Below are 13,557 nucleotides of genomic sequence, written 5' to 3'. Positions count from 1 at the left end.
CCTTAAATAAAAAACGTCCTCTTAGTTAATTCACTAAAAGGACGTTCAAACGCGGTTCCACCTAATTTTCTACTTTACTCGCATAAAGTAGCTTGTTGAGTATAAAACTCAAAAGATAACGGATTAAAACCGGTCTATTCTTAGTAACTTCAGAATAACAATTTACAGACGTGAAACGTTAATAATAATTGTCTAATTTCACCAAAAATAGACTCTCTATAAATTACCATTTAACGTGCTTCTGATCATAATTTTTTTAATTTATAAAAATAAGAATAACTTAATTTGATGATTAAATCAAATTTAATTTATTTTTTATGACTGAATAGATGAGTCAGTTTGCTCCAAAAGCCCTCTTTTTTAGCTGAATTATGAATGTTCATAAGAGGAACTGTTTCTCCTTCTAATCTTCTTGCAACATTGCGATAACCTTGTGCAGTTGGATTATCTGGATCCATAACAATGGACTTACCAATATTAGAAGTACTGATAACTTTATCATCATCAAGAATCACACCTAATAAATCGATGCCTAAATGAGTAGTTATTTCATCAATATCCATATAACTATCATCTTGCATCAAAGAGGTTCTAATTCTGTTTATAATTAGTTTAGGTGATTCTTTTAATGGGTGTTGTTCTAACAAACCAATAACACGATCAGCATCTCTAACGGCAGATATTTCAGGAGTTGTTACCACAATTGCTCCATCAGCTCCAGAAACAGCATTAATAAATCCTTGTTCAATTCCTGCAGGGCAATCGATGAATACATAATCAAAGTCAGGTTTCAACTCATCAACAATATCTTTAACTTGTTCTTGATTGACAGCATTTTTATCAGTATTTTGTGCAGCTGGTAAAAGATATAACAAATCATCAAATCTTTTGTCTTTTACTAATGCTTGAACTAATTTAGCTCTTCCATCGGCAACATCAACAATATCGTACATAACTCGGTTATCTAGACCTAAAACAACATCTAAGTTTCTTAAACCAATATCTAAATCAATTAAACAAACTCTTTTACCCATCATTGCTAAAGCAATTCCAATATTAGCACTAGAAGTAGTTTTACCAACGCCACCTTTTCCTGATGTAATTACAATTGACTTTCCCATTAAATAATACCTCCAATCCGATTAAAAAATTTTGGATTAATTTCTTTTAAATCATTAATTTTACCATAACTCAATAGATGTAAATCATTAACATAAACAACCGTGCTTTCTTCATCATCAATTGGGTTATCTGAAACAATATCATATTGCTCACCAACTCTAACTTGTTGAGCGTTATGTAAATTACCGATAATTAATTTATCTTCATTATCAGGATAACCTGCCTGAATAATCCCATTAACATTCCCCATATTATAAATGTTACCTGATGCAAATAGTTTACCACCTTCATGAACAGTTCCAAAAAATAATACATCTCCATCGACATTTACCTCTTGCCCATTTCGAATAGTTTTGCTCATTGGTTCAATATACTTTTGCTTAAATTTAGCCTTTGCATCTTCTTTAGTTAAAACATTGGAAATAAAATGTCCAACTGATAAACCATGATAACTATTTATATTATCTATCATAATATTTTTTTGCTCTTGAGAAAATAAACGATTACCAATACGAATATTTAATTTAATATTTTCTGATTTTTTTAAATTGTTTTCACCCAACCTATTTAACAGATTTTTTAAATCTGTATTAATTTGTTCTAAGCTTGAAGATTCATCTAAAATTACTTCATAACCAGATTGAGTTCCCTTTAATACAGCCGATTGCATTAATCAATTGCTCCTCTTTCAGTATTTTTAATCTAAACGTTCAAATAAAATTTGACATGGAATGTATAAAATAATTAAAAATATAATATTAATTATTAGAGTAGGTCCCAAGACATGAACTAAGAAAAAGCTGTCTGACATACTAGTTAAATTTTGTAGTTTATTTGCAAAAAAAGATAACAAATAGATTATTGATAAATCAATAAAATAAATCAAAATTGCACTAAAAATATCGACAGAAAGTAATTTATATAATTTTTTACCTATATATATAGCTAACGGAAATACAAATAAATATACACCTATAATACCGGTATAGTACATATCAAATATCAATCCAGCTAGTGCAGCCCACAATTCAATTCTAATATTAATTCTTTGTATGAAAAACATAGCAAAAAATAACCATAAAAATGTTAATTGAGGAATAAAGTAGTAATTACTAAATAATGAATGACTGAATACTAATGAAATTGATCCATCAAAAAATAATGCAATAAATATTCCGATTGGTAGAATATATTTTAAAGGAGAGTGACTTAACATATTTATATCCTCCTTATTCTTTCTTAGCAGCTACAGTAACAACTTCTAAGTCATTCATACTAGCTGGAGTTTTAATATAAACTTTAGATGAAGTTCCATAATCATCAGTAGTATTCTTAGCTACTGATCCGACATAAAGTCCCTTAGGTGTAATGCCTCCAAGACCGTTAGTCGAAACTTTATCACCTTTGTTAAGTTTAATTTCAGTATTCAAGTGTCCCATTATTAGTTCGCCAGTATTTCTATCAAATCCATTGATTAACCCATTAACAGTTTTACCGTCTTTATTGGTAATCGCTACTGAAAACTTATTACTAGAATCAGAATTATCTGAAATTAATTCAACTTTACTATTAGTGGTGTTAACTTCTGAAACTCTTCCAATTAATCCATTACCACCCAACACTGGCATGTTTTTTTGTACGCCAGCACTACTACCTTTGTTAATAATAAATTGACTCTGCCAAGCAGAAGGTGTTCTAGATAATACATTTGAAGTGATTGCTTGATAATCAGTTAAGCTAGCGTTCATTTTTAGTTGCCTTTTTAACTGTGCATTTTCTTGTTGTAATGCTTGATTTTTAACTTTAGTTGAAACTACAGTTGATACTTGAGATTTTAATTGTTGATTTTCTTTATAAGTATTAATTAAGTTGTTAATATTTTCTGATCCATGACGCACAGTATTAACTGGAAAAGCAACAACTGTACTTGTAATACCAACAATATCGTTCCCAAATCGTTGAATAAAAGGAGGCATTGAACGATTGTTTCTAGTGCTGACCGATAAAGTCATAAATCCAAGCGCTAAAACAATACAAACAATTATAATTACCCATTTACGATTGGAGAAAAACTTATGCATCTTTAATTCCTCCGGACTTAATAAATAAGTGGGAAGATTTTAAATCTCCCCACTTAAATTAATTTATTTTCTCTTCATAACATCAATATTTTTTAATGATTCACCAGTTCCGATTGCAACACAATCAAGCGGGGTCTTAGCGATAGAAACAGGTACTTTAGTTGCTTCAGAAATAACTTGTGGTAAGTTTTTAAGTAAAGCTCCACCACCAGTTAAAACAATTCCATGATCAATAACATCGGCTGAAATTTCAGGAGATGTTTCTTCCAAGGTTTCTTTTACAGTACTAATAATTTCTTGAATAGGTTCTTCAATTGATTTAGCCACATCTTCAGCTGAAATTTCAATGCTCTTTGGTAAACCAGTTAATAGATAACGGCCACGAATAGTAACATTTTCAATGTCTTTAGCTGCTTCGAGTGAAGCCGAACCAATATCCCATTTCAATTTTTCAGCAGTTCTTTCACCAATTAACAAATTGTAATGTTTACGAATATATGTAGCAATTGCATCGTTTAAACGATCTCCAGCTACTCTTAATGAACGACTGGAAACAATTCCACCAAGTGAAATTGTGGCAACATCAGTTGTTCCACCACCAATATCAACTACCATACTACCAGTAGGATCCATAATTGGTAATCCAGCACCAATAGCAGCAGCAAATGGCTCTTCAATTACATAAGCATCTCTAGCTCCAGCTACTCTAGTAGCATCAATAACTGCACGTTTTTCAACAGCAGTAATACCACTTGGTACACAAACCATTACGTATGGCTTACCAGCTGAATGACCAATAGTCTTATTAATATAATATTTTAACATGGTTACAGTAGTATCATAATCAGCGATTACTCCGTCTTTCATTGGACGAATGGCAGCAATACTAGCTGGAGTACGTCCAATCATATCTCTTGCTTCTTGCCCTACCGCAACAATTTCTCCAGTTTTAGTATTTTTAGCGACAACTGAAGGTTCTCTTAACACAATTTGTTTACCATCAACATAAACAATTGTGTTTGCAGTTCCTAAATCAATTCCAATGTTTTTAGTTCCAAATCCAAACACAATTTTTCATCCCTTCATAATTCATTTGGTTGGCTTATTATTTTTTTCACCTTATTATTATATCATAATTATCTCTTCTAAAATTATAATAACATACCCTAGTGTAAACGATTTTAAATTATTTATCATTAATGTTTTAAAAATTTAATAAAAAAGTTTTCTAACATCTGAGATAAAATATAATGATCCAGTAATTAATAACAAATCATTGCTAGACATCTCATTAACACTTTTCATTAWTGCCAATTTCCATTTTGGCACAAACCTTACTGGATGTTTAGTATTTACAGTTTGTAAAATATCATTCATATCTGCAGCTTTACGATTCTCAGGGCCTGAAAATTCAGTTAATATTAAATGAACATTACTAATGCTAGCCAATGTATTAATCATTTTTAAATATTGTTTATCTGACAAAATTGCAAGCACAATATAAATTTCATTATTCGAAAAATGACTTTTTAATAACTTAGATAACTCTAAAACAGCAGGTTCATTATGTGCACCATCTATTACTACCGTTGGATTATCATTTAGCTTTTCAAAGCGACCTGCCCAAAAAGTATTCATCAAGCCTTTTTTTAATATTCTATAGTCTATTGACTGGCTATTAATAGATTTATATCTAATATAAGTTTCAATAGCACAAGCAGCATTATCAATTTGATATTGCCCCAACATTTTAATAGTTAAATTATTAAATGAAAATAAATCATTAGAAAAAGAAAAATCTTCCTTCCATGATGCTTCCTTGCAATTTGAAATGAAATAATCTTTTTCCGGAACAAATAATTTACTTTTATGTTTTTGACAAACTTGATCAATTACATTAAAGGCATCATTAGGTAGTTTTCCTACAACACAGTCAACTTTATCTTTAATAATACCGGCTTTTTGATTAGCAATTTCATCTATAGTATTACCTAATATTTTCATATGATCGTAACCAACAGTAGTAATTACAGATACTTTAGGAGTAAAAACATTAGTAGAATCTAGTAAGCCACCTAGACCTACTTCTACTAATACAATATCCACTGGATTATTAGAAAAATATAAAAACATCATTGCAGTTACAATTTCGAACTCAGTTGGTCCAAGATCCTTAAGATTTTTGTCCATATCGTCAACAATTGGTTTAATTTTTGAAACTAATTCAATAATTTCTTGATCACTAATTGCCACACCATTCACACTAATTCTTTCATTAAAACGAATTAAAAATGGTGATGTAAATGATCCAACTTTTAATCCTTCTGCTTGAAAAATATTGCGCAAGAATGCTAGGGTTGATCCTTTACCATTAGTACCAGCAATATGAATACCATTAATTTTATCTTGTGGATTATTTAAATGTTTCAGTAATAATTTTATAGTGTTTAAATTGGGATGTTTTTTAAATTTTTGTCTACCGTGAATGAAATTTAAAGCTTCTTCATAATTCATTTTGTTATTTCTCCTAAAAAAGCCGAGCTTAAGCTCGGCTTTTTATTGTTTAACTATTTTTGATTTTTAATATCTTCTAGTCTTTGTTTAGCAGCTTCTAATTTAGATTCATTATCTGATTTTTTACCTTCTTCAGCATCAACAACCTGAGTTGGTGCATTATCAACAAAGCGTTTATTAGCTAGTTTTTTCTCAGCACGTTGAACTTCAAAAGTATAATTATCAATATCTTTTTGAATACGTTTAATTTCTTCGTCTAAATCAACAAGTTCAGCTAGAGGAATACTAATTTCAGCATCGGTAATAATGCCAGTCATCGAAAGTTTAGGTGCATCAACGTCAGAACCTACACTAAATTCCTTTGGATGACAGAAACGATCAATATAGTGTCTGTTAGTGTTAAAGATATCTTTCAACTCATCATTATCAGTTTTAATCAACAAATCAATGGATGATGACATTGGAGCATTAGCTTTGGCACGAATATTTCTTACAACCTTAATTAGTTCAATTAATGCAGACATATTCTTTTCAGCTTGAGCATCATTAAATTCTTTGTGTTCAACTGGATATGGTGCAACCACAATAGATTTTCCTTCATGAGGCATGGTTAACCAAATTTTTTCAGTAACAAATGGCATCATTGGGTGCATTAATTTTAGAATCTTATCTAACACATAAGCTAAAATATTTCTTGTATTTTCTTTAGATTTAGCATCCTCACCATTAAGGGTTTCCTTACTCATTTCAATATACCAATCACAAAAGTCATTCCAAATGAAGTCATATAAAGCACGACCAGCTTCACCAAAATTATATTTTTCAAATAAATCTGTAACTTGAGTTACAACATTATTCAAACGACTTAAAATCCAGCGATCAGCTAAATTCCATTCATCTTTATTAGGTAAAATTGGCTTGTCCATATCACCCAGATTCATAATTACATAACGACTAGCATTCCAAATTTTATTAATGAAATTCCATGCTGATTCAATTTTTTCATAACTAAAACGAACGTCTTGTCCAGCAGTATTACCAGTAGCTAAGAACCATCTAAGTGCATCAACACCATATTTATCAATAACTTCCATTGGATCAATTCCATTACCCAATGATTTACTCATTTTACGGCCTTGTGCATCACGCATTAGACCATGCAGTAAAACATCTTTAAATGGACGTTCATTAGTAAATGTTAAGCTTTGGAAAATCATACGTGAAACCCAGAAGAAAATAATGTCATATCCAGTAACTAAAGTATTAGTAGGAAAATAACGTTTGAAATCTTCTGAATTTTCATTAGGCCAGCCCAAAGTTGAAAATGGCCATAATGCAGATGAGAACCAAGTATCTAGCACGTCAGGATCTTGTTCCCAATTTTCGGCATCTTTAGGTGCTTCCATTCCAACATACATTTCTCCACTTTGTTTATTATACCAAGCAGGAATTCTATGGCCCCACCATAGTTGACGTGAAATAACCCAATCATGAATATTATCCATCCATTGAGTGAATGTATGTTCAAAACGTTTTGGAATAAAGTTAACTTTATCATCAGTTGCTTGATTTTCAACAGCACGATCTGCTAATGGTTTCATCTTTACGAACCATTGAGTAGAAAGTCTTGATTCAACTTGCACACCAGTTCTTTCTGAGTGACCAACTGCATGGACAATAGGATCAATATTTATCATATAACCTTGATCTTCAAGATCCTTAACCATTGCTTTTCTAGCTTCAAAACGATCCATGCCATTATATTTACCGGCATTTTCGTTCATAGTAGCATCACCATTCATAGTATTGATGCGTTCTAAATCATGACGATTACCCACTTTAAAGTCATTAGGATCATGAGCAGGAGTTATCTTAACCATTCCAGTTCCAAATTCAGGATCTACATATTTATCAGCGATAATTGGAATTTCACGATTAACTAATGGGACTACAATCTTTTTACCAACTAATTCTTTATATCTTTCATCATCAGGATGAACTGCTACAGCAACATCCCCAAACATAGTTTCAGGACGAGTAGTAGCAATTTCAATATAATCTTTACTATCAAAAGTTACCCCATCAGCAAATGGATATTTAACATGGTAAAATGCACCTTTATCGTCTTTATGAACAACTTCAATATCTGATAAGGCTGTTTGTGCTTGTGGATCCCAGTTAATAATATATTGTCCACGATAAATTAGCCCTTTATTGTATAAGTCAACGAAAACTTTTTTGACAGCATCGGATAACCCATCATCTAAAGTAAAACGTTCTCTACTGTAATCTAAAGAAAGACCCATTTTTGCCCATTGTTCTTTAATAGTAGCAGCATATTCATCTTTCCATTCCCAAACTTTATCGACAAATTTTTCACGGCCTAAATCATATCTAGTAATACCCTGTTCTCTTAGCTTAGCTTCAACCTTAGCTTGAGTAGCAATTCCAGCATGATCCATTCCTGGAACCCATACAGTGTCATAACCAAGCATTCTTTTTTGTCTAATTAACATATCTTGTAAAGTTGTATCCCAGGCATGGCCTAAATGTAACTTACCAGTAACATTTGGTGGGGGTAAAACAATTGAATATGGTTTTGCTTTTTTATTACCACTTGGCTTAAAGACATCTTCGTCTAGCCAAGTTTTATAACGACCTTGTTCAACAGCATTATGATCATACTTTGTTGACATATCTGTTTCTTTAGACATAATTTCCCTCCAAATTATAAAAAAGAGCACCTCATCCAATAGGACGAAGCGCTCGTGGTACCACCTAATTTAGAATACTAAAATAATTAACATTCTCACTTAATTCCATTTAACGATGGTCCCGTTCATATCTATTCTAAGTTCAATATGAAAGCTCCCAAGCTACCTTCAATTTAAAATAAAGGAAAATTTTTCATCAATTAATTTTCTTTCTGTCCACATTATTTTAAAAATACTCTCTTGTTCAACACTTTCTTTATCAATAACTATATATTAGACAATTTTTGACTAGTCGTCAACATTGTTAATTAATTTTTCAATAGATTTAACAACTTCATTGAAGTCTGGTAGTGTTTCAATTTCTGGAACTACTTGGCGATAAACTACCTTACCATCTTTATCTAGAACAAAAATCATTCTAGCTAAAGCATCAATATCAGGAATATAAGTATGGGTAGCTTTACCAAAAGATAAATCTTTATCTGACAATAATTCTATATTTTTTACACCTTTAGCAGCACACCAATCTTTTTGCTCATCGACTGTGTTTTTAGAAATAGTTAAAAAGTTTACATTTGAAAAGTCATCAGCCTTACGGTTAAACTTCTTAGTTTCTAAACTACATACATCGGATGTAATATCTGGAACTGAACTAATTAAAGTAACTTTACCTAAAACATCTTTATTAGTTTTAGTTTCATTGTTAGAATTTAAAACTTTAAAATCTGGTAATTTATCACCAACATTAATTGGTTCACCATCAGTTTTAACTTTTTTACCTAAAAATGTTAATTTCACTTTAAATCACTCCTACTAATTTAATGATTATAAAATAATTCTATAGTAATTCAGAGAAAACATCTTCATTAGCGTTTAAGAATTCTTCTCCAGGTTCAATATCAACAATTTTAACATTATCTAGAGCACGTTCCATTAGGCCTTTTACATCAATCATGTTTTCACATTCCCTTGTACGATATAAATTAGGCTTAGTTCTTGGTGCTGGTGGTGTAAATACAGTACAACAGTCCTCAAATGGCATAATAGATAGTTCATAAGTGTCAATATTTTCAGCAATTCTAATAATTTCGGTTTTGTCCAATGAAGTTAACGGTCTTAAAACCGGCATATTAGTTACATCATTAATTGCCATCATACTTTCTAATGTCTGAGAAGCTACTTGGCCTAATGATTCACCGGTAAAAATACCTTTACAATGTCTACTAATTGTTAAAGCAGCAGTTAATCTTAACATCATTCGACGTTGAACAGTCATTAAATATCCTTCGGGGACTTTTTCCTTAATTTCTTCTTGAATTTCAGTAAACGGTACTTGAAGAAATTGAATATTACCGCCAAAACGAGTTAATTTTTCAGTTAACTGTTTGGCCTTAGCTAAAGCTTGTTCACTAGTGTATGGAGGACTATAAAAGTGAACCATATCTAGTTTAACGCCACGTTTCATCCCTAAATATGATGCAACTGGAGAATCAATTCCACCAGATAACATCATAGTTGCACGTCCACCAGTACCAACTGGCAAACCTCCGGATCCAGGAATCGTTAAGCTAGACAAGAAAACCCCATTCATTCTAAATTCTGCACGAATAGTAATGTCGGGCTTGTTCATTTTAGCTTTTATTCCATCAATATTATCAACAATTGCGCTTCCAAGTGCTTCATTGATCTCATGAGTATCTAATGGGAAATTCTTATCTTGACGTCTAGTGTCAATTTTAAATGTCATGCCAGGTTTATATTGGTCTTTAACCATTTCTAAAGCCACTTTTTTCACAGCATCTATATCTTTTTCTACTTTCATGGCAGGAGAAAAAGTTTCAATCCCGAAAACATCTTTTAAACGATCAATAACTTTATCAGAATTTTCACCATTTAAAGTTACATGCAAACGATCTCTTCTAGCATTAATTTTCAGATGATCAAAATTATGCAAAACTCGTTTAACATTCTTACCAAGTTGCTTAATAAAGTCTTTACGGTTCTTACCCTTAGTAGATAATTCACCGTATCGAACCATTATCTCAGTATATTGCATCGATTTATTCCTTTCTAAGCATTAATTTTCTTAAACTTTTCATAAAGTATATCAAAAATTTGAATAAATTTCTTAGCTTCATTCATTGTATTATTTTCATCCAATGAAATTCTAACTGCACTAGTAGCATCTTCTTCGGGAATCTTCATTGCCGTTAAAGTGCTAGAAGTTAAATGTTTTTTAGATGAGCACGCACTAGTAGTAGATATAAATATATCATAGCTTTCAAATGCATGAACAATTGTTTCTCCCCTTACTCCTTTAATTGCAAAACATAAGATATGAGGAGCAAATTCAGCATTATCTTTAGAAAAAGTTACAACATTATCAAATTTAGAAATATAATTAAAAATAAAGTCTTTGATTTCTGCTTGCTTTGCAACTTTTTCTTTTTCATTCTCAGTTAGTAGTCTCAAAGCTCTAGCCATCGCTACTATTGCAGGAAGGTTTTCTGTACTACTTCTTAAGTTTTTTTCTTGCCCTCCACCTGCTAGTAGTGGCTCAACTTTTTTACCACGACGCTTATATATAAAGCCTACACCACGAGGTGCATGAAATTTATGGCCAGAAAAAGTTATCAAGTCGGCACGATCATTAAATATGATATCGTGCAGACCTTTACCTATTCCCTGAACTGCATCAATGTGATATTGAATTGTAGGATATTTTTTTAATAATTCACCAATCTTTTCAATGGGTTGAATTGAACCTACTTCATTATTAACAGCCATAATGGATATTAAAATCGTAGAATGCTTGATGGATGATTTCACATCTTCAACACTTACTTTTCCATTTTGATCTACAGGTAGATAGGTCACTTCAAAGCCTAACTTTTCTAACTGTTTCATAGAATTTATTACTGCGGGATGTTCAACCGAAGAAGTAATAATATGATTGCCATATTTTCTTTTAGCCATTGCTGTACCCTTAATAGCCCAATTATCGCCTTCGGTACCTCCACCAGTGAAGAAAATTTCATCTGGAAAGACATTTAATATCTTAGCTATCTGCTGACGAGATTGTTCTAAAAGATTAAAAGATTGCTCCCCAAATTGATGAAGACTAGATGGATTACCCCAGATATTTTTGCTGACTTTAGAATAAGTATCAACAACACTCAAATCAGGCTTAGTTGTAGCACTATTATCAAAATAAATCATTATTATTCGACCCTCTCTTCATAATACTTACTCAAAGTAATAAAATAAACAATCTTGTAATTATAACAGAAAAAAAGAAGTAATGTTAGTTTATAGACATCACTTCTTTATCAATTTAATCTTTTTTTGATTCATTTTGCTTATTTTGATAGTATTCTTTCTTTATGCGATTAAAAGCACCTGAATCAACATTTTCTATTGCCGAAGAAATAATTTTTAAACTTTTTTCATAGTCAAAGTCATTATCAAAATGATTTTTTGCTTCAGCACAAGCAGCATTAACTTCTTCATTATTATTTCTATATCGATTAGCATATTGCATCAATCGTTCAGCTAAAATTGCATTGTCTACTATGTCTTCAGTGTCAGAAATTAATTCTTCCATAGCTTTATCCATAGTAGCTAATTTTTTATTAATTTCATCCATACTAATTTTAACTTGATTAATAGTAGAACCTAATTCAGAAACCTTTTTGTAAGAATAATTATATTTTTCAATAAAATCATCTTGTAAACCAGGTAAATTTAAGTTATCAATTTTACGACGAATATTTAAAAGTTGGAAGTCAAATTTTTGAATTGCTTCACGTGCTGTATTTTCTTCCTCATTTAAATCAGCGACAGAATCATTAATATCTTTTTGTTCTTTTTCAATTGCACTTAATTGTTTTTTAGAATCTTGTTGATGAGATTGAACTTCAGAATAAACGGCTTTTTTATCCATAATAAGTTGATAATCATTATTATAAATACTTTCAATTTGATGGATTTGTTGTGAAAATAATTTAGCCTTTTTTATTTCATCATGTTCTAAAGTATAATTCTTACTTAATTGATCCAGTTCTGCAATTAACATATGATTCTGATGACGTGCATGATAAATATAATCATAAACTAATTTAATGTTTTTGCGAACTTTACGTTTAGCAATAACTTCTTTTTCCATCATTTCGTACATAGAATCAATAGTTTTTTCAATTTTATAATTTTCTTGCTTAACATCATCAATTTTTAAGTTAGAAAGCAGAGAAATAGATTTATTAATTGATGATTTTATTATTTCAATATTTTCATCAATATTATCATCTGAGAAATTATAATCTGTCTCAATCATAGTTCTATGACCACGATCAATTTCGTCAATTTGTTTTGGGAAGTCTTTAGATAAAGATAAATAAAGTTTAGGTGTCTCTTTCATTAATGATTCAATTATTTCAATTTTTTTAACTAAACTATTTAAGATATCATCAGCTGTATATTGATCACCTGATTCAACAGTCTTAATAAATTCTTGATATTCAGATTTGATGTTGCTTAACTCATCTTCTATTTTGTCACTACTAGGACCATAAGAATAATTCTTAGATAAGATGTTTTTATTTAAATTTTTTATTTGTTTATCCAATTCATCAATAGCTCTTGTATGCTGCTCATCTAAATCTTTAAGTTGATTTAAGCCATCATCAATTTTACCCATAGAATCTTCAATTTCATTAAGTGAATTAACAGCTTCAGACAATAATGAATTAGCCTGTAATAAGCTAAATGTCTTAGCATTACTATTGGAATCTTTTAATGCAACATTGATACTTGGTAAATCATCATTGATGATCTTTTCATATTTTTCTTTGTAATCATTAAATTGATTAAAAGAATCACCAGTTAAATTTAATTTAGAAGTAGCTTCAATATTGTCACCAATTGGTGCTTTACTTAAAGTGTCCTTTTTATTAATAGTATCTTGAATCTTTTTCAAAACACTTTTTTGATAAACAACTAATATTAGCATAATTATTACGGCAACTACTAATATAGCAGATACTATTACAATCATTTTATCGTATGTCCCCTTAATTTTTATTTAATAATATTTTTTATTTGTAATTTATTTTTAATAATAATAGAAT

At 30.5% G+C, this 13,557-nt stretch carries 11 protein-coding genes and 2 other annotated features; all 11 genes read right to left on the bottom strand.

Going from position 1 to position 13,557, the window contains the following annotated elements:
* Positions 1-34: 34 nt before the first annotated feature.
* Positions 35-258, bottom strand: a binding site (T-box leader).
* A 50-nt stretch (positions 259-308) separates the two neighbouring features.
* Entirely contained in the window at positions 309-1,121 is an 813-nt protein-coding gene (gene minD, locus C7N71_RS06245) for a septum site-determining protein MinD (RefSeq protein ID WP_105988253.1), read from the bottom strand.
* Positions 1,121-1,792, bottom strand: a complete 672-nt coding sequence (locus C7N71_RS06240) for a septum site-determining protein MinC (RefSeq protein ID WP_105988252.1) — start codon at positions 1,790-1,792, stop codon at positions 1,121-1,123. Before C7N71_RS06240 ends, minD begins: the two co-directional genes overlap by 1 nt.
* 27 nt (positions 1,793-1,819) lie before the next feature.
* Complete coding sequence (gene mreD, locus C7N71_RS06235; protein WP_105988251.1) at positions 1,820-2,338, bottom strand: rod shape-determining protein MreD; 519 nt, start codon at positions 2,336-2,338, stop codon at positions 1,820-1,822.
* A 13-nt stretch (positions 2,339-2,351) separates the two neighbouring features.
* A complete protein-coding gene (gene mreC / locus C7N71_RS06230; protein WP_105988250.1) occupies positions 2,352-3,203 on the bottom strand; it encodes a rod shape-determining protein MreC in 852 nt (283 codons plus the stop codon).
* Positions 3,204-3,266: 63 nt separating this feature from the next.
* Positions 3,267-4,271, bottom strand: a complete 1,005-nt coding sequence (locus tag C7N71_RS06225; protein ID WP_105988249.1) for a rod shape-determining protein — start codon at positions 4,269-4,271, stop codon at positions 3,267-3,269.
* A gap of 144 nt (positions 4,272-4,415) precedes the next feature.
* Positions 4,416-5,717 carry a bifunctional folylpolyglutamate synthase/dihydrofolate synthase gene (locus C7N71_RS06220; RefSeq protein ID WP_105988248.1) on the bottom strand — a complete coding sequence of 434 codons (1,302 nt, stop codon included), beginning with the start codon at positions 5,715-5,717 and terminating at the stop codon, positions 4,416-4,418.
* A 53-nt stretch (positions 5,718-5,770) separates the two neighbouring features.
* A complete protein-coding gene (locus tag C7N71_RS06215; protein WP_105988247.1) occupies positions 5,771-8,431 on the bottom strand; it encodes a valine--tRNA ligase in 2,661 nt (886 codons plus the stop codon).
* A 36-nt stretch (positions 8,432-8,467) separates the two neighbouring features.
* Positions 8,468-8,688: a binding site (T-box leader), on the bottom strand.
* Between the two features lie 31 nt (positions 8,689-8,719).
* Positions 8,720-9,229 carry a thiol peroxidase gene (tpx, locus tag C7N71_RS06210; RefSeq protein ID WP_105988246.1) on the bottom strand — a complete coding sequence of 170 codons (510 nt, stop codon included), beginning with the start codon at positions 9,227-9,229 and terminating at the stop codon, positions 8,720-8,722.
* Positions 9,230-9,269: 40 nt separating this feature from the next.
* A complete protein-coding gene (gene thiI, locus C7N71_RS06205) occupies positions 9,270-10,487 on the bottom strand; it encodes a tRNA uracil 4-sulfurtransferase ThiI (protein WP_105988245.1) in 1,218 nt (405 codons plus the stop codon).
* A 14-nt stretch (positions 10,488-10,501) separates the two neighbouring features.
* The gene (locus C7N71_RS06200) at positions 10,502-11,650 is read right to left on the bottom strand and encodes a cysteine desulfurase family protein (protein ID WP_105988244.1); all 1,149 of its coding nucleotides are present in this window, start codon (positions 11,648-11,650) and stop codon (positions 10,502-10,504) included.
* 115 nt (positions 11,651-11,765) lie between these two features.
* Positions 11,766-13,484 (bottom strand): septation ring formation regulator EzrA, encoded by a 1,719-nt coding sequence (locus tag C7N71_RS06195; RefSeq protein WP_105988243.1) that lies wholly within the window; start codon positions 13,482-13,484, stop codon positions 11,766-11,768.
* Positions 13,485-13,557 lie beyond the last annotated feature (73 nt).

The organism is Apilactobacillus timberlakei, assembly GCF_002993965.1.
In the GTDB taxonomy this organism is placed as follows: domain Bacteria; phylum Bacillota; class Bacilli; order Lactobacillales; family Lactobacillaceae; genus Apilactobacillus; species Apilactobacillus timberlakei.
The sequence above is the reverse complement of the archived record's forward strand: the minus strand, read 5'-3'. Positions and strand labels throughout refer to the sequence as shown.

What these genes read in the sequence shown, in the direction of transcription:
- C7N71_RS06200 (WP_105988244.1), bottom strand. Translation starts at nt 11,650, where the DNA reads ATGATTTATTTTGATAATAGTGCTACAACTAAGCCTGATTTGAGTGTT.
- mreC (WP_105988250.1), bottom strand. Translation starts at nt 3,203, where the DNA reads ATGCATAAGTTTTTCTCCAATCGTAAATGGGTAATTATAATTGTTTGT.
- thiI (WP_105988245.1), bottom strand. Translation starts at nt 10,487, where the DNA reads ATGCAATATACTGAGATAATGGTTCGATACGGTGAATTATCTACTAAG.
- minD (WP_105988253.1), bottom strand. Translation starts at nt 1,121, where the DNA reads ATGGGAAAGTCAATTGTAATTACATCAGGAAAAGGTGGCGTTGGTAAA.
- mreD (WP_105988251.1), bottom strand. Translation starts at nt 2,338, where the DNA reads ATGTTAAGTCACTCTCCTTTAAAATATATTCTACCAATCGGAATATTT.
- C7N71_RS06195 (WP_105988243.1), bottom strand. Translation starts at nt 13,484, where the DNA reads ATGATTGTAATAGTATCTGCTATATTAGTAGTTGCCGTAATAATTATG.
- C7N71_RS06215 (WP_105988247.1), bottom strand. Translation starts at nt 8,431, where the DNA reads ATGTCTAAAGAAACAGATATGTCAACAAAGTATGATCATAATGCTGTT.
- C7N71_RS06240 (WP_105988252.1), bottom strand. Translation starts at nt 1,792, where the DNA reads ATGCAATCGGCTGTATTAAAGGGAACTCAATCTGGTTATGAAGTAATT.